Below are 16,831 nucleotides of genomic sequence, written 5' to 3'. Positions count from 1 at the left end.
TCAGCCCGCCGTGCGCGAGGTCAGCCAGCCCTTGAGGCGCGGGCCGAAGACACTGACCAAGAGCCCCAGCATCACCAGCAGGCAGCCGACCAGTTGCAGGCCGCCCAGGTGCTCACCGAGCAGCAGCGCGGATGAGCTCAGGCCGATCACCGGCACCAGCAGCGAGAACGGCGCCACCTGCCCGGCCGGATAGCGCGAAAGCAGGCGGCTCCACAGCCCGTAGCCAAGCAGCGTGGCGACGAACGCCAGGTAGGCCAGCACCAGCCAGGTATTCAGGCCGATGTGGCTCAGTGCCTGGCCCACGCGCTGCGGGCCATCCTGCCAGAGGGCCAGGCCGAGGAACGGCAGCGGCGGCACCAGGCTGCCCCAGACTACCAGGCCCATCAGGTCGACCTTGCCGACACGCCGCGTCACCACGTTGCCCAGGGCCCAACTGGCGCCGGCGCAGAGCGTCAGCAACAGTCCCGCCAGGGTCATCGAGGAATCGCCTTCGGCGGCGATGAACACCAACCCGCCGGCGGCCACCAGCAGGCCCAGCAGGTTGATCGCGCGAATCCGTTCGTTGAGCCAGAAGGCGGCGAAGAACAGCGTGAAGAAGGCCTGCGACTGCAGTACCAGCGAGGCCAGCCCCGCCGGCATACCGACGGACATGCCCTTGAAGAGGAAAGCGAACTGCCCCAGCGAGATGGTCGCGCCGTAGGCCAGCAGCCAGCGCAGCGGCATCTTCGGCCGCGGAATGAAGAACACAGGCAAGGCCGAGAGCGTGAAGCGCAGGCAGCCCAGCAGCATCGGCGGTAGATCGTCCAGCCCCAGGCGAATGACCACGAAGTTAAGCCCCCAGGCGACGATCACCACCAGGGCCAGCAACAGATCCTTCACCGCCATCACGCAAACTCCGCCATTTCGAGAAGCGCCATTAGAACGGCGCGGCCCGGCCTCACGGACATACAGTTACCGTTTATTTCGGGGTTACAGTGAATCCTGACGACGATCAATACCGGCCGGCGGAGGGCTCTCTAGGGTTGGCCACCTACTCATCAGGGAGCACCGACATGGCCACCACCTCGAGCGATATCTGCAACGCCGCCGACGCACTCTGCGGTTTCGTCGGATTCAATCGGCGCAGTGGTCGCCACATCGTGCGCTTCTCCGAGGACTCGTTCGGCCTGGACGTGGCTGACGACCAGATCATTCCCACCAACGAGTTCGTCTGGCGCCCGGTCGAAGGCGACGACGGCCTGATGCGCCTGAGTCGCGAGGCCTTGCAACTGCTGCTCGAACAGAACGTCAACGACCGCCTCAACCTGGGCGAGGCGCTGCAAATCTATTTGCGCCGTGGCGACCTTCCGGAAATCGTCGCCCAACGCGTGCAGAAATAGCCGCTAGGCGCGCTCCGGTACTCCGCGGCCTGGCTCCTTGAGCGGCGGCGGCGTGCTGCCGGGCTCCTCGCGCGGTGGCGCGCGGGGCAAATCCGGCTCGGGAATGTCGGGCTGCTCGGGTGACGGCAGCCCCGGTTCCTCAGGTGCGGGCGTTGGCATTTCCTGGGCGTTCACGCGTGCCTCCCCTCGGGTTGGATGAACAGGTGACGCGGGTCTAGCCCAGCGCCGTATCGAGAAACATCATTACCGCGAAGCCGGCCATCACGCCGACCGTCGCCGACGTCTGCCGACCGTTGCGGTGGGTTTCCGGAATCACCTCGTGGGAGACCACGAAGATCATCGCCCCGGCCGCCAGCCCCAGACTCACCGGATAGGCCAGCGCGGCGCCGCTGGACATGCCGAAGCCGACCACCGCACCGAGCGGCTCCATCAAGCCCGAAGCCGCCGCCACCAACACCGCACGGCCCAGGGGCAAGCCGATCACCCGCAGCGCCAGGCACACCGCCAAGCCCTCGGGAATGTCCTGAATGGCGATCGCGCTGGTCAGCGGAAGGCCGACACGCATGTCGCCCTGGGCGAAGCTGACGCCGATCGCCATGCCCTCGGGGAGGTTGTGTAGCACGATGGCGAGCACGAACAGCCAGACGCCATGGCTGCGCCCGACGTCCGGTCCGTAGTCGCCGCTGGGATGACTGTGCGGCGTGAACAGGTCCAGGCCGATCATCAACAGCGTGCCCAGTCCCAGACCGAGCACCACCACGAGCGATGCCAGTATCGGCGAGCCGGTCACTCGCTCCGCCGCATCGAGTCCAGGCAGGATCAGGGAAAAGGCGCTGGCCGCGAGCATCATTCCGGCGGCGAAGCCCAGCATCACGCCTTCCGTGCGCTCGTTGACACTGCGCAGCACGAACCCCAGCACCGCGCCCACCGACGTCGCGGCAAATCCCGCCAGGCCGCCGAGCAGCGCATAGTGCAGACGACCGTTCGAGGCGTCCTCCACCGCGCCTATCGCGCCATGGAAGACCAGCCAGAGGACGGCCCCCAGGCCCAGCACCAGCCCCACCGACGCCATGGGGTAATGACGAGCCTGGTTGACCCAGGCCTCACGCAATCCCTGCGGCATCGCAGTACTCCTCAACGACGGCAGGCGGGTCTCAGGCGCTCGCCTGCTGGTGCAAGCGTACGTTCAATTCGTCGACGACGGGCGCCCAGTCCGCATCGTCGAGCAGTTCGTCCTTGAGCAAGGCAGCCTGGGCGTCACTCCAGAACGGCGCCTCCGAAACCTTCATGTCCTCGGGCAAGGGCGAGTGGCTGGCAATGAAGGCGTCGATGCTTTCGGCGTCGGCCGGCAGGCCCAATTGCTCGAACAGGGTTTCCATGCTGGGGTTGGGCAGTTCCATGATGCTGTGCTCCTCATGAACGATTGCTGGAAGCGAACGCGAACACGCCAAGGCAGAAGCCCTGGCGTGTGGGGTTTTACGAGAATATCAGGGAGAGATGGGGTCGCTCGCAGGAAAGGTCTCCTCGAGCGCCTGGTCCAGATCCTCCTCCTGCTCCGCCGGCTTGCGCTTATCCTCGTCCGGGCGGGAGTCGGCGGGCTTTTGGGACTTATCGCTCATGATCGACCTCACGCCTTGTCGATGCGGCTCTTCAGGGCGTCCTTCGCTTCGCCAACGCCCTTCTGCCACTCGCCCTTGACTTCCTGGGCACGACCTTCGTCTTTCAGGGACGGATCGTCGGTGGCCTCGCCCACACCGCGTTTGATCTTGCCGACCGCTTCGTTGGCATGGCCTTTGAGCTTGTCTTGAGTGCTACCCATGGTGTCCTCCAGTCTTTGCTTTGGCATACACCTATTGCGACTGGGCGCGCCGCCAGGGAGTTTCTGCAAGCCGATGACCGGTGTTAACGACGTCCTCGAAGCAGACGCTCTATCAGCGGACGTCCCGCCAGGTGCAGGAATACCGGGGCTCCGGCGATCAGGTAGAAGTGGTAGGTCACCGCTCGCCAGATGACGATCGCCGCGGCGGCGGTCGACGGCCCCACCAGCGGTGCCAGGGCTGCCGCCGCTGCCAGCTCGGAGCTGCCCGCTCCGCCGGGCAGCAGGCTCGCCGCGCCGAGGCTCAGGGAGAGCATTTGCACCAGGAAGGTCCAGGCCCAGGGCACCTCACGCCCCAGGCCCAGCAACGCCAGGTAGAGCACGGTGAAGCGCAGCATCCAATGACAACCACTGAGCAGGAAGACACCCAGCAAGACCCGTCGTGGCAAGCTCAGGCTCTGCCGCAGGGCATTGCGAAAACGCAGCAGGCGTCGCGCCCAGCGCAACCTCGCCGCCTCGCCGACGCCCAGGCGCCGCAACAAGCGCCCGTTGTGTCGCAACAGCCGGCGATGGTAACGCCCCAGCGCCACCACCCCGCAGAGGACCGCCGCAAGCAGCCCTGCGCTACTCCCCAGGAGCCAGGCGATGTGGCTGCTCACCGCATGCGAAAGCGCGTAGACCACCACACCGATCAGCGCACAGATGAACACCAGCAGATCACAGAGCTGATCCACCGCGAAGATCGCCGATCCCCGCGCGACCGGTACGCCACGCCGTGCCAGCAGGCTGATGAGCGTCAGCGGCGCTCCCGCGCCACCGGGTGTCGCGCACCAGGCGAACTCGGCCGCCACCACGATGCCGAGCGCTTCGCCCTGGCGCATCGGTCGCAGGCGCCCGAGCAACAGCCGCAGGCGCAGCGCGTTGCAGTTCCAGCCGACCAGCACCATGCCGAACATGCTCAGCAATAGCTCCAAGGGGAACCCCAACAGGCGCACGAACAGGCCCTTGCCGCCCAGCACCAGGGGCACCAGCGCCGCCGCCAGCAGCGCCAGGCCGAGCAACCACAGGCCGCGCTTCACCGGCACGACCACCGGGCGCATAGCGGAACCCAGGCTACGGGGACAAGGGGGGAAACGGACATCGATACCTCGAAACGGAAACCACCACCGAAAGGGCCCGGTGGCTTGGCGGCGGCATAGCCTGCCAGAGGCGCCCGAAGCGGACAATCGCCCGCAGCGCTGCGCTATGGACCGGGTTGCCCGCGGAACGGTTCGACCAGTTGCCGGACAAGGCGCCAGGCTGGATCGACCAATGGCGGTTCTGCTCATTGGCACAACCTGCTAAAAGTTGCAGGAACATGTCTGGCCTGCGCCTTCCGGGGGAGGCTCCGCCAGATTTTCACAGGGGATCGATGCCGCGGCGCAACGCGGTAGCGCAAGCGTGGAGCCACCTAATCTATGCGTCGACTATCGGCCTTGCTGCCGTTGTTGCTGTGTGCCTGCTCGGGCCTGCCGCAACAGCCGGTACAACGCGAGCTGGGGGACTTCGACCTGTCCCTGGGACGCACGCCCCTGCGCAGCATGGCGCAAGGGCTGGTGAATCCCCATGAAAGCGGCACCTTCCAAGCAGGCATCGACGTCAGCCACGAGAGTGGATGGTACGTCGGCCAGTGGGCGAGCAATATCGCCCCCCTGAGCGATACGCCGTTGGAGACGGACACCTACGCCGGCTTCAAGCGTCCCCTGCGCGATGGCGTGGGCTACGAGCTGGGTACCCTGGTGAACAGCAGCCCGACCATTGCGCAACTCAATCTGGAGCAGTACTACGCGGGCCTGTCCATTTTCGGAAGCCGCCTGGGGGCCTCCTTCAGCGTCGACCCCGGACGTAGCGATCAGACGCTCTTCGCCGACTTTCCCCTGCGCGAACAGCTCGGCGTGGACCTGCGTCTGCGCTACGGCATGCATCGTCTGCAGGTGCCGGTGAGTCTGAACGACGGCAGCGAGCTGGACGCCTTCGGCGACTGGTCGGTGAACCTGCGGCGGGAAATCGGCGGCTTCGACATGCTCCTGCGCTACAGCGACACCAGCCTCAAAGGCGCCGATTGCAGCGTCTATTCCGGCAATAACAGCTACTGCGACAGCTACGTGATGCTGCAGGCCTCCCACCCGCTTTATTGAACCGGCAACAGCCGTGGCTTCTACCGGCAGGCCGGCTGGGTTAGATTGTCGCAATCGCAACATAGCAAGCGAAGCGAACCCAGCCAGAGACCCGCCGCTCCAAGCGGTTGGATGGCCCGAGGCCGGTGACCCCGTCGTTGCCCACCGACGAACGACGGGATCACAGGTCCTAGCACGACAGGATGCCCACGTAATGAAAATCTGGATCGCCGCCTTCGCCCTCACCGGCCTTGCCGGTTGCGCCTGGCATGCGCAGCCCCCGCAGGCAGCGGACGACGACAGTGTCGCGCACCGGCAGAAGCTGCTGCTGCAGAACGACATGCTGCAGGCCAAGCTGCTGCTGACCTCCGGCGACCTCGACAGCCTCGAGCTGGCGGAAGCACTGCTCGACCGGGCAGCCACCCAGGACACCAGCGGCGAGGCGGACTTCTACAAGGCCGTACTGCTGATCCGCGAAGGCCCGCAGCCCGACGAGGTGGTCGAGCTGCTCGAACGCGCCGCCGAGCGCAACCATCCCCATGCCATCGCCCTGCTCTACATGATCTACGCCGATCCCTACCTGGTCAGCGAAGCCGACCCGGTGCGCGCCGAGTACTATCGCGAACGCTATTCGGAGCTGGACGTGGCGAAGAGTGGCTATCCCTCCTTCGAGCGCGCCTGCGCGCTGGTCAAGCGCCTGCTGACGCCACCGCCGGAGATCGCCGCACCGGCTCCCCAGACGCCCTGATTTCGGACAGCGGCGAACCCTGCCGCCCCTCTGCGCCTCTATAACGGCAAGTCCCCGCCTGGAAGCGCCCCGATGTCCGCTGCGCCGCGCCTGCTCACTGTACTCCTGGCCGCCTTGCTGCTGCTCGGCTGCAATCGGGTCGACCTCGCCTACCGCAATCTCGACGTCATCGTGCCCTGGACCCTGGGCGACTACCTCAAGCTGGAGCGGGATCAGCGCCGCGCGCTGGACGACGCCCTGCAGCAGCAGCTGCGCTGGCATTGCCGCACCCAGTTACCCCGCTACGTGGAATGGTTGCAGGGGCTGCGTGCCGACCTGGCCCAGGGCTCGCCCTCACGGGAGCGACTGCGGCAACGCTTGGACGAGGCCGAAATGGCGCTCTCCGACCTGTCCGCAAGCCTGGTCGCGCCCAGCGTCGAGCTCCTGCGCGAACTGGACGACGAGCAGGTCCAGAGCATCGAGCAAAACCTGGCCGAGAAGCTTTCCGAAGCCCGCAAGCAATACGTGCAGCCGCCGCTGGCAGAGCAGATCCAGTCGCGCGCCGAGCGCATGCAGGAGCGCCTGGAGGACTGGCTGGGGCGCCTCGATGCGGGCCAGCGCCAGCGAGTCATGCAGTGGTCGGCTTCTCTGGGCGAGCAGTACCGGCTATGGCTGGACAATCGCGCGCAGTGGCAGGCGCATTTCGTCGCCGCCTTGCGCGAACGGCAAGCGGAAGACTTTCCGCAACGCCTGGAGACGCTCCTGGAGCACCGCGAGCGGCTCTGGAGCGACGCCTACCGCGAAGCCTATCCGCGCACGGAGGCCGCGTTACTCGACTTGCTGGCGGACTTGCTGGCGGACCTGCGTCCGGCCCAGCGCGAGCATTTGCAGGAACGCTTGCAGCGTCTGCAGGAGCAATTGCGCGGCATTCGCTGCCAGGCCTGATTCAGCCGGTTACGCCCATCCACTGGCTGAACCGGTCGAAACCCCGCTGCGCCGCGCGGCACGCTGCTTCGCGCTGGGTAGTGCTCTGCAGCGAGGCTTCCAGCTGACGCACGAAGGCCTTCCAGCGCTCGCCATTGGCCACGCCGTAGCCTTGCAACCAGCGCAGTGGCTGCGGCGCCAGACGCGCCGACAGATGCCCATGCAGCACCTGTCCGCCTAGGGTCGAGCCTTCCAGCACGTAGGCCAGGCCAAAGCGCTCGGCGTCATCGGTGGCCGAAAAGGCCTCGCCATCCTCGAGGGCATCGATGCGCGACTGCGTCCAACCGCCGGCGCTCAGGTCCGCCTGCGCCCAGCGCGCCTTGTCCTGGCGCAGTGCGCCGTCATCCAACCATTGCACCTGCCACAGGCAGCGTTCCAGCGGGCGCAGCCAGCCGAGCAGGCGCGCCAGATAAGCGAGGTATTGCTCGCGGGTGAAGTCTTCGCGAATCAGCGGCAATGCACTGTCGATGCGCGCATGGCGCATAGCGGTCGCTTCGCGCAACGCCGCCAGGGCAGGACCGGCGACGAAGGAACGGGAGGGGGACATCGGAGGCTCCAGGCAACGGACGAGCCGCGGGCGCTAATGGGGCGCCCAGCGGCTACGCAGATGCTCCAGCATACCCGGCTCCTCTGGCAACCAGAACACCGGCTTGCCGGCGATCCAGGCGGCGGCCGCCACCCCATCACGGAACAAAACGCGGTTGCCCGGCTGCGCCGGCACCCGCGCGCCGGGTAACAGCGTGCCGACCAGGTTCAAAGGATCGCAGGCAGAAACCACCTGCAGATGTCCGTCACGGGGCCTGCGCCGCACTTCGCGCAGCAGTGGCAGCACCTCCGGCAGAACGAACTGCTCCCCCGGCTGTCCGGCGATGAAGCGCCCACCACGGATCTCGCCACGCGCCTCCAGGCGCCGATAGACCCGCAACAACTCGCGCCAGGGCGGCAGGCCGGCGAGCTCGCGCGCCAGCAGGCGCCAGCAAACCACCCCGTAGCGCCGCAGCAACACCCAGGCGAGCGTTTCCAGGGCCTCTTCGTTCTGCGCCTCGGTTGGCGGCGCGCGCAACGCCGCCCAGCGTCCGGCTTCCTGCATGCCACCATACAGCGGACGTGCCTGGCGGCCAGAACGTGACCGACGTCGGGCTGGCGGTTGCAGCAGGGCACGCAGGCCGGCAAAGGCGTCGGCGTTGACCCTTCCCAGCGCGACCAATTCACCCAAGGCGTTTTCCAGCTCGCTGGGCAATAACCTGGCAGCGTCCTGCAACTCGTCGAAGAAAGAGGCGCCGTGTGCTTGCAGTACATCAAGCAGCCGCTCAGCCCGGGCCGAGGGCTGCGCCTGGTCGTGCGCACCGAGCAACATCTGCCAGGTTCCCAAGTTGCGCCGTGCCAGGAAGGCGATGGGTGTGCCGCGCAGCGGCCCGCCCGCGGACTTTTCCGGCGCGCCCAGACGTAGCCAGGCCAGGCGCCCGGCACGGCACAACGCATCGAGCTGCAACGGTGAGTAGTCAGCGACACGGGCCGGCAGCAGCTCCTCTTCCCAGCTGGCCGCCGCCGCGGCAAAGCCCTCGAGCTGCCCGATCACCGCCGCCAACGCCTCTTCGCCCCTGCCGCGATGGGTCGACGCCAGGCGTTGCCAGTCGAACAGGAAGCGCATGAAGTCCGCCGCTTCCACCGGTTCGATCTCGCGGCGCAGGCGCCCCAGTGTGTAGCGGTGGATACGCGCCAGCAGATGCCGCTCGCACCACTGCTCCTCCCGCGCCCCCGGCGTGAAATGCCCGCGCATCACCACCCCTTCGCGCTCCAGCGCGGCGAGCGCCACGGCCACCGCCGAGGCCGGCTGTGCCAGCGGCCGGGCCAGTTGCGGCAAACTTTGCGGGCCGAAGCCGCCGATCCGCGCACGCAACAGCTCGAGCAACGCCGCATCCTCGTCGCTGGCCCCCGGAAAACCCTCCAGCGGCGCCAACGGCGGTTCCAGGCGCGCCTGGGGATAGAGCCGGATCAGGCTTGCCAGGCGCTCGCGGGGCAGCCAGATCCACTCGTCCTGAGCCTCCTCCAGGCGCAACGCCCGTCCCTCGCTCGCCAATCGCTCCAGCAACCCCGGCCAGTTCGGGTGTCCGGCCAACTCCCGTTCGTGCAGACAGCCGAGGCTCATCAGCGCTTCGTGCAGTTCGTCGGCGTCACGCGCCTGGGGCCAGGCTTCGGCGGCCACCGCCGCGATGGCGTCGGCATCCAGCGCCCCCAGATCGTCGGCGGATTGCGGATCGTTCCAGCGCCGGGCCAGCACCGCCTGGGTGCGCCGCTCCTCGAGGGGCGCGTCGTCGAGAAAGGTGTAGGGACGCGAGCCGAGCACCTCGGCGGCCAGCGGCGAGGGTGCCGGCAGGTCGCGGGCGATCAGGCGTATGTCGCCAGCGTCGATGCGGCGCAACAGCATCAGCCAGGCGTCGGCGTCCATCGCATCGTGCAGGCAGTCGTCGAGGGTCTGCGCCACCATCGGGTGCTCGGGAATCTGTCGCTCGCCGACGATATTCTCCAGGCACGCCACCTGGTCGGGGAAAATTTGCGCCAGCAAGTCCTCGCTGCGCATGCGCTGCACCTGTGGCGCCACCTTGCGGCCTCCGGCCATGCGCGGCAACGCCAGGGCGGTAACGGCGTTCCAGCGCCAGCGCACGGCGAACAGGGGTGCATCGAGTAGCGCCTGGACCAGCACCGGCTCCGCCGTCTCGGCGCGCAGGTAGCGCCAGACCTCGTCCAGGGGGAAGCTGTGGCTGGTGGACAGCGACAGCACGATGGCGTCCTCGGTGGCGGCGGCCTGCAGCTCGAAATTGAAGGTGCGGCAGAAGCGTTTGCGCAGCGCCAGGCCCCACGCCCGGTTGACCCGACTACCGAACGGCGAGTGGATGATCAACTGGGTACCGCCGGAGGCATCGAAGAAGCGCTCCATGACCAGGCAATCCTGGGTCGGCAAGGCGCCCAGCACGGCCCGCGCGCGGCCCAGGTAATCGACGATCTGGCGTGCCGCCTCCTCGCCCAACGCCAATTCGCCGACCAGCCAGCCCAGCGCTTTCGTCTCGCCCGCCTCATCCGCCAACAGCGTATCCAACTGCCCGCGCAGGCGCGCCACGCCCGCCGAGAGTCGATCGCTGCGGCCGGGGGCTTCGCCAATCCAGAAGGGGATGTTCGGAGGCTGACCCGCGGCGTCCTCGACGCGCACGCGACCGGCCTCGATGCCGAGGATGCGGTAGGACACATTGCCAAGCTGGAAGATATCGCCGGCCAGGCTCTCCACCGCGAAATCCTCATGGACCGTGCCCACGTCCAGCCCGGCGGGCTCGAGAAGCACCTTGTAGTCGGCGTTGTCCGGGATAGTGCCGCCGCTGCTCAACGCGGTGAGCCGGCTGCCCCGCCGCCCCCGCAGCCGGCCCTGCACGGCATCGCGATGCAGGTAGGCGCGGCGCACGCCGTGGCGACTGCTATACCCCTCGGCGAGCATTGCCAGCAGCGCCGTGTAGCGATCGCGGTCCAGTTCCGCATAGGGCGCGGCGCCGCGCAGGCAATCGTACAGCGCGGCTTCCGAGCATTCCTGCGCGGCCACTTCCGCGATGATCTGCTGCGCCAGAACGTCGAGCGGTGCGCGCGGCAGACGCAGACGATCCAGCTCCCCACGCCGCACGCAATCGAGCAACGCCGCACACTCCACCAAGTCATCGCGGGACGTGGGAAACAGTCGCCCCTGGGAGACGCCATCCACCTGATGACCGGCGCGCCCGACACGCTGCAGGAAAGCATTGATCGAGCCCGGCGAGCCGATCTGGCAGACCAGCTCCACCTCGCCGATATCGATGCCCAGCTCCAGCGAGGCGGTGGCCACCAGCAGGCGCAGTTCACCGCGCTTGAGGCGCTGCTCGGCCTCCAGCCGCGCCTTGCGCGCCAGGCTGCCATGATGCGCGGCCACGGCGTCACGCCCGAGCCGCTCGCCCAGATGACGCGCCAGGCGCTCGGCCAGGCGTCGCGTGTTGACGAACACCAGGGTAGTCCGCCGCTGCCGCGCCAGTTCCGCCAGGCGATCATGCACCGCATCCCAGGCGGCATTGCTCATCACCCCTTCCAGCGGCAGCGGCGGCAGCTCCAGAGCGAGCTCACGGGCACGCCGATGCCCGACGTCGATCACCTCGCAGGGACGCGGCTGGCCATCGGCCTGGCAACCGACGAGGAACCGCGCAACCGCCTGCACCGGGTCCTGGGTCGCGGACAGGCCGATGCGCTGTACCCGTCGCCCGCACAGCGCGTCCAGGCGCTGCAGCGACAGCGCCAGATGGGCACCGCGCTTGTCGCCGATCAGCGCGTGGATCTCATCGACGATCACGCTGCGGGTGGTCGCCAGCAGCGCGCGGCCGGACTCCGAGCCCAGCAGCAGGTAGAGCGATTCCGGGGTGGTCACCAGGATCTGCGGCGGACGCCGTGCCATCGACTGGCGCTCGCTCGCCGGTGTGTCGCCGCTGCGCACCGCGCTGCGAATCGCCGGACGCGGCAGTCCGGCGCCCTGCAAGGCATCGCCGATCTCCAGCAGTGGCTGTTCGAGATTGACCCGCACATCGTTGGAGAGTGCCTTGAGTGGCGAGACGTAGAGCACCCGCAGTTCGTCGGGGAGCGCTCCGTCCACCTCGAGCGACTCGCGCACCAGGGCATCGAGTGCGGCGAGAAAGGCGGTCAGCGTCTTGCCCGATCCGGTCGGCGCCGCAACCAGCACGTCACGCCCAGCGCGCAACAACGGCCAGGCCGCACGCTGCGCGGCGGTGGGGGCGGCAAAGCGTGCCGCGAACCATTGCGCCACCTGCGGGTGAAAACCCGCGAGGGCGCTATCGCGATCGGTAGAGGTCGTCATACCGACAATATGTGGTCGCACCGAGGCTCCGACAAGCGCGCTCGTCGCCAGGGAACCCTCGTACACAGGACGGTTCTACCCTGCATCCCCCGACGACGATGTGGAAACCCCGACATGACTACCACCCCCCTGGATCTCGACCACGCCATGCAGGTGGTCGCCCAAGCCTTCCTGCCATTGGGCTGCGTCACCGGCGCCAACCCCGATGGCGAGACGTTCGGCTTCAGCGTCGTGGATGCCCAAGGGCATACCCAGATCGAGTTGCAACAGGTCACACCGCAGCAGTACATGGACGCCTCACGACTGCGCGATCTGCTCAACGAAGTGCGCTACGAGCTGCGCCAGCGCGGCCTGGAGCTGGAGGACTGGCAGATGCCGTTCATTCCCGACGCGCAGGGCATCCCGCTGACGCCACCCAACTACTGAGCCATTTCCTCTTGTAGCCAGTTGGCGCTGGGCGCAAAGTCTGCATCGCCCCTCCCCCGACAGGAATGGTTGGATGGCCCGCGCAACCTTGCTGGTGCTCTTGTTGTGCCTGGTGACGCTAGCCCAGGCGCAACCCCTGCTGACCATCAGCGGCAACCACCGCGTGGCACTGGGCACCTACGTACAGGTACTGGAGGATCCGGACGGCGGACTCGACGTCAATCACGTCCGGCGCATGGAGCAAAGAGACTTCCAATTCATTGACGGGCTCCATCCCAACATGGGCAAGAGCGCCTCGGCGTGGTGGTTGCGCGTGGATCTGCGCAATCCGTCGACGCAGGTGCTGCGCGGCTATCTGCAGATCGACTATCCCCTGCTCGACGATATCCGCGTCTACCTCGACGGCCCGCAGAGCGAACTGCAGCGCTATGCCGCAGGCGACCTGTTGCCCTTCCCACAACGGCCGGTCGAGGTCCGAAACTTCTGGTTTCCGCTGCAATTACCCCCCGGTGACAGCCGCTTGCTGGTACGCGTGCGCAGCAGCAGCACCTTGTTCGTGCCGATGTACTTCGCCACCGAGCATGCCGCGATCTCCGCGCAGGAGCGCCAGACCAGCCTCAACGGCATGTTCTACGGCGCCCTGCTGGCGATGTTCTTCTACAACCTGTTCCTCTTCATTTCGCTGCGCGAAGCGGCGTATTTCTGGTACCTCGTCTACAACCTCAACGTGGCCCTGTTCGCCGCCAGCTTCGATGGCCTGATGTTCCTGGTTTTCCCCGACGCCCAGGCCTTGCAGCAGGAAGGTATCTACGCGCTGATGTACCTGCACTGCTTCACCTCGATCCAGTTCGGCCGCTACTTCCTGCGGACTCGGCGCCAGGCGCCCGGATTGGACCGGGGTCTGCAGTGGCTGATGCTGGTGGCCCTCGCTGGCGTAGCCAGCAGTGCCTTCCTGGACCTGCGCAGTTGGGGCATCCTCGCCAGTCTGCTGGTGCTCGGCGTGTCCCTGGTATTGCTGCTCAGCGGCGCTTACATGTGGCATCGCGGGCAGCGCCTGGGCTCCTACTACATCCTCGCCTGGGCTGCCTTGCTGATCGCTTTCATCCAGGCCACCAGCGGTTCTCTCGGCCTGCAGACACTCGGGATGTATGGCGCCGTGGCCGTGAAGATCGGTGTACTGGTCGAGCTGCTCACGCTCTCCATCGGCCTTGCCGACCGCATCAACCTGCTCAAGCAGGAGGGCTACCGCTCCCGCCGCGCCGCCGCTCGGGCGAACGCCGAGAACCGCGCCAAGAGCCGCTTCCTGGCGAAGATGAGCCATGAGATCCGCACCCCGCTCAATGGGGTGCTAGGCATGTTGCAGCTGTTACGCGGCACCGAGCTGGATCACACCCAGCGCTTCTATGTCGAGGCCTGCGCCAGCTCCGGCGACACGCTGATGGCGGTGATCAACGACATCCTCGATTACGCGCGCATCGAATCCGGCAAGCTGGAGCTGGAGAACATCGCCTTCGACCTGGAGCGCCTGCTTTCCGACATCGTCGCACTGTTCACAGCCCAGGCCCTGGAAAAGCATTTGCGCTTGGACCTGGCGCTGGGCGCGGGTACGCCACGCTGCGTCCAGGGCGATCCGACGCGCCTCAAGCAGGTGCTGATGAACCTGCTGGGCAACGCGATGAAGTTCACGGAAGAAGGCCGGGTGCAGTTGCGCGTGGAATGCCACGAAGACGCCCTGGGCCACCCTCGCCTGCTCTTCGCGGTGGCCGACACCGGGATAGGCATCGACACGCGGACCTTGCGACGGTTGTTCACCTCCTTCGCCCAGGGCGACTCGAGCACCACCCGGCGCTACGGCGGCAGCGGCCTGGGCCTGGTGATCAGCAAACAGTTGGTGGAAATGATGGGCGGGCAGATCGAGGTCCAGAGCACGCCGCGCCAAGGCACACGCTTCGCCTTCGACCTGCCGCTGCAACGCGCCAGCGACGAGGCCTGCGCCGACCCTCTGGCGCAGGCACTGCAGGGTCGCCACGCCCTGCTCGGCTCGGCGGACGTCGGCGGCATGCAGGCCCTCGCGACACTGCTCGACCGCTGGGGCATGCACTGCGAGCACGCCACCACGCCCGAGCAGTTGCACCTGGCCCTGCACGAACGTCCCGAACCCTCGCTGCTGGTGCTGCTGTGGCCCTGGCCCGGCGGATTGCAGCATTGGCTGGAAACGCTGGATGGAAGACTGGTCGACGGTCAGCGCCTGTTGCTGGTCTGCCCGCCGGAAGAACAGCGCCTGGTACCGTCCAATGATCGCTGGCGCATCACCCATCTCGTGCTGCCGTTCGGCGTCCTGCCGCTGCGTGAGGCGCTGGAGCCGTTCTTTTGCCCGCGGCTGGCGAGTCATCTCCAGGCTACCCCGACACCGCAGCCTGAGCCGGTTGAAGGCGCCCTGATCCTCATCGTCGAGGACAACCCGGTGAACCAGTTGATCGTCCAGCGTCTGCTGGCCCAGCGCGGCTACTCCGTGCGAGTCGCCGACAACGGCGAAAGCGCGGTCCAGCAGTACCAGAACGACCCAGCGAGCATCGGCCTGATCCTGATGGACTGCGAGATGCCGAGAATGGATGGCTTCGAGGCGACCCGTCGCATCCGCGCTTACGAGGCCCTGCACGCACTGCCCGCGGTGCCGATCATCGCCCTGACCGCGCACATTCTCGCGGAACATCGTGAACACGGAACCCGCAGTGGAATGGACGCCTTTCTCGGCAAGCCGCTGGATAGCGATGCGCTCTACGCCACGCTGGCGCGCTACCTGCGCGAACGCGCCGGCGGCGGCTGACGTTCGTGCCCGCGGATGCAGGCACGCCGGCAAGGGTTTACCATGCCGCTCCCTGCATGGAGAGCCACGATGCTGATCCCTCACGAGCTGTTGCAGGCCGATACGCTGCAGAACCTGCTGGAAGACTTCGTTACCCGTGACGGCACCGACAACGGCGACGAGACGCCCCTGGTGCAACGCGTCGAACGCGCCCGCGCAGCACTCCTACGTGGCGCCGCGGTGATCGTCTTCGATCCGGACAGCGGCCAGTGCCAATTGGCCCTGCGCGAGGAAGTACCCCGCGAGTGGCTCGAAAGCAGCGACGATCAATGAGCGAGCTTCGGCCCGAACAGGATCAGGCTGGCGCCGGCCACGCACAATAGCGCGCCCAGCAAGTCTAGCGGTTGCGGGCGCGCGCCCTCCACCAACCCCAGCCAGAGCAACGAGGTCGCCACGTAGATGCCGCCATAGGCGGCATAGGCGCGCCCCGCGTATTGCGCCTCCACGCGGGTCAGCAATAGTGCGAAAAGCACCAGGCAAATCAGCCCAGCGGCGATCCAACCGACGCTGCGCCCCGCACGCAGCCACATCCAGAAGGCATAGCAACCGGCGATCTCGAAGACCGCCGCGAGCAGGAACCACACATAGTTGAGCATCGAATCTTCCGGCAACAGGCCCCATTGCCGTGGAGAATACAGGCGTTGCTACTCGCCGCGGGCCTTGGCGCGCATGCGCCGCGCCATGGCCACCATCTCCGCGTGGATGGCCTCGGGCGCACGCTGCTTGGTGTCCCACGCCAGGCGTCCGGCCTCATGGGGCAGGATCATGAACTCCCCCGCCGCGATCCGCTGGTGAATGTAGTCCGCCACCTGCGCGGCGCTGATCGGCGACCCCTCCAGCAAACGCGCGACCTGCGCCTTCATCTGCGGGTTTGGCCCACGGAAGCTGTCCAGCAGATTGGTCTGGAAGAACGACGGGCAGACCACGTGTACCGCAACGCCGTCCTCTTCCAGTTCGGCTCGCAGGCTCTCCGAAAGCGCGACCACCCCCGCCTTGGCGACGTTGTAATTGCTCATTGCCGGCGCCTGCATCAGCGCCGCCATGGAGGCCACGTTGACGATCCGGCCATGGCTCTCGCGCAACAGGGGCAGAAAGGCCTTGCAGCCCTTGACCACGCCCATCAGGTTGATCGATAGCTGCCAGTCCCAATCCTCCAGGCTCAACTCCTCGAAGAAGCCGCCGGAGGCCACCCCAGCGTTATTGACCAGCAGATCGATGCCACCCAGGCGCGCCTGGCAGGTTTCCGCAAGGGCGCGCAGCTGGCTGTAATCACGCACATCGCAACGCGTCACGAAACCATCGCCGCCGGCGCTGCGCACCGCCGCCAAGGTCTGCTCCAGGCCTTCCTGATTGAGGTCGCAGAGTGCCATCTGCCAGCCGTCGCGCGCCCAGCGCAGGGCGATTTCCCGCCCCAGGCCCGAACCTGCACCGGTAATCATCATTCGTCTAACCATTGGAAATCGCCTTTCCTCCGTCGGATTCCGGGCAGTCTAGCCACCCTACTGGCAGCCGAACGACATCATCAGGCGGCGGAATGGGATGCCATTCGGAGCGTGCAGGAAACCCCGTGGCGATCGCAGGTTCGTCATTTCGCAGCA

Annotated in this window: 17 protein-coding genes; 7 read left to right on the top strand and 10 right to left on the bottom strand. The window is 67.0% G+C overall.

What is annotated here, in order from left to right; translation table 11 throughout:
* A complete protein-coding gene (locus ACYRGX_RS13190; RefSeq protein WP_473052925.1) occupies positions 1-885 on the bottom strand; it encodes an EamA family transporter in 885 nt (294 codons plus the stop codon).
* A gap of 167 nt (positions 886-1,052) precedes the next feature.
* Here ACYRGX_RS13190 and ACYRGX_RS13185 point away from each other — a divergent pair, with 167 nt between their 5' ends.
* A complete protein-coding gene (locus ACYRGX_RS13185) occupies positions 1,053-1,379 on the top strand; it encodes a DUF2025 family protein (protein ID WP_473052924.1) in 327 nt (108 codons plus the stop codon).
* A 214-nt stretch (positions 1,380-1,593) separates the two neighbouring features.
* Here the strand turns inward: ACYRGX_RS13185 and ACYRGX_RS13180 are convergent, their stop codons facing one another.
* The 5 genes from ACYRGX_RS13180 to ACYRGX_RS13160 all read right to left on the bottom strand — a co-directional run bounded on the left by ACYRGX_RS13180 (position 1,594) and on the right by ACYRGX_RS13160 (position 4,274).
* On the bottom strand, positions 1,594-2,502 hold the full coding sequence (locus ACYRGX_RS13180; protein WP_473052923.1) for a ZIP family metal transporter: 909 nt from the start codon (positions 2,500-2,502) through the stop codon (positions 1,594-1,596).
* A gap of 31 nt (positions 2,503-2,533) precedes the next feature.
* Positions 2,534-2,779: a DUF2789 domain-containing protein gene (locus ACYRGX_RS13175; protein WP_473052922.1), complete on the bottom strand. Its 246-nt coding sequence runs from the start codon at positions 2,777-2,779 to the stop codon at positions 2,534-2,536.
* 87 nt (positions 2,780-2,866) lie between these two features.
* Positions 2,867-2,998 carry a hypothetical protein gene (locus tag ACYRGX_RS13170; protein WP_473052921.1) on the bottom strand — a complete coding sequence of 44 codons (132 nt, stop codon included), beginning with the start codon at positions 2,996-2,998 and terminating at the stop codon, positions 2,867-2,869.
* Between the two features lie 8 nt (positions 2,999-3,006).
* A complete protein-coding gene (locus ACYRGX_RS13165; protein ID WP_473052920.1) occupies positions 3,007-3,198 on the bottom strand; it encodes a CsbD family protein in 192 nt (63 codons plus the stop codon).
* 83 nt (positions 3,199-3,281) lie between these two features.
* Positions 3,282-4,274 carry a lysylphosphatidylglycerol synthase transmembrane domain-containing protein gene (locus ACYRGX_RS13160; RefSeq protein ID WP_473056687.1) on the bottom strand — a complete coding sequence of 331 codons (993 nt, stop codon included), beginning with the start codon at positions 4,272-4,274 and terminating at the stop codon, positions 3,282-3,284.
* Positions 4,275-4,652: 378 nt separating this feature from the next.
* On the opposite strand from ACYRGX_RS13160, the gene ACYRGX_RS13155 reads away from it, so the two are divergent.
* From ACYRGX_RS13155 to ACYRGX_RS13145, 3 genes are all read left to right on the top strand, one after another.
* On the top strand, positions 4,653-5,372 hold the full coding sequence (locus ACYRGX_RS13155) for a TorF family putative porin (protein ID WP_473052919.1): 720 nt from the start codon (positions 4,653-4,655) through the stop codon (positions 5,370-5,372).
* A 193-nt stretch (positions 5,373-5,565) separates the two neighbouring features.
* Entirely contained in the window at positions 5,566-6,099 is a 534-nt protein-coding gene (locus ACYRGX_RS13150) for a hypothetical protein (protein WP_473052918.1), read from the top strand.
* A 72-nt stretch (positions 6,100-6,171) separates the two neighbouring features.
* Positions 6,172-7,023, top strand: coding sequence for a DUF6279 family lipoprotein (locus ACYRGX_RS13145; protein WP_473052917.1), 852 nt, complete (start codon positions 6,172-6,174; stop codon positions 7,021-7,023).
* 1 nt (position 7,024) lies between these two features.
* Here ACYRGX_RS13145 and ACYRGX_RS13140 read toward each other — a convergent pair whose 3' ends face one another.
* Together ACYRGX_RS13140 and ACYRGX_RS13135 are read right to left on the bottom strand one after the other, a co-directional pair.
* Positions 7,025-7,609: a biliverdin-producing heme oxygenase gene (locus tag ACYRGX_RS13140; protein WP_473052916.1), complete on the bottom strand. Its 585-nt coding sequence runs from the start codon at positions 7,607-7,609 to the stop codon at positions 7,025-7,027.
* A gap of 33 nt (positions 7,610-7,642) precedes the next feature.
* Positions 7,643-11,941: a DEAD/DEAH box helicase gene (locus tag ACYRGX_RS13135; RefSeq protein ID WP_473052915.1), complete on the bottom strand. Its 4,299-nt coding sequence runs from the start codon at positions 11,939-11,941 to the stop codon at positions 7,643-7,645.
* Between the two features lie 114 nt (positions 11,942-12,055).
* Here ACYRGX_RS13135 and ACYRGX_RS13130 point away from each other — a divergent pair, with 114 nt between their 5' ends.
* From ACYRGX_RS13130 to ACYRGX_RS13120, 3 genes are all read left to right on the top strand, one after another.
* Positions 12,056-12,367, top strand: a complete 312-nt coding sequence (locus ACYRGX_RS13130) for a hypothetical protein (protein ID WP_473052914.1) — start codon at positions 12,056-12,058, stop codon at positions 12,365-12,367.
* Positions 12,368-12,440: 73 nt separating this feature from the next.
* Positions 12,441-15,194, top strand: coding sequence for a hybrid sensor histidine kinase/response regulator (locus ACYRGX_RS13125; RefSeq protein WP_473052913.1), 2,754 nt, complete (start codon positions 12,441-12,443; stop codon positions 15,192-15,194).
* Positions 15,195-15,263: 69 nt separating this feature from the next.
* Complete coding sequence (locus ACYRGX_RS13120) at positions 15,264-15,506, top strand: YheU family protein (RefSeq protein WP_473052912.1); 243 nt, start codon at positions 15,264-15,266, stop codon at positions 15,504-15,506.
* On the opposite strand, the gene ACYRGX_RS13115 is transcribed toward ACYRGX_RS13120, so the two are convergent.
* Together ACYRGX_RS13115 and ACYRGX_RS13110 are read right to left on the bottom strand one after the other, a co-directional pair.
* Positions 15,500-15,829 carry a YnfA family protein gene (locus ACYRGX_RS13115; RefSeq protein ID WP_473052911.1) on the bottom strand — a complete coding sequence of 110 codons (330 nt, stop codon included), beginning with the start codon at positions 15,827-15,829 and terminating at the stop codon, positions 15,500-15,502. The two genes, ACYRGX_RS13120 and ACYRGX_RS13115, sit on opposite strands and share 7 nt — an antisense overlap.
* 48 nt (positions 15,830-15,877) lie before the next feature.
* Positions 15,878-16,687, bottom strand: coding sequence for an SDR family oxidoreductase (locus tag ACYRGX_RS13110; RefSeq protein WP_473052910.1), 810 nt, complete (start codon positions 16,685-16,687; stop codon positions 15,878-15,880).
* Positions 16,688-16,831: the final 144 nt, after the last annotated feature.

The sequence above is a fragment of the Pseudomonas sp. R4-15 genome (assembly GCF_055768815.1).
This window is presented reverse-complemented; position numbering and strand designations above follow the sequence as displayed.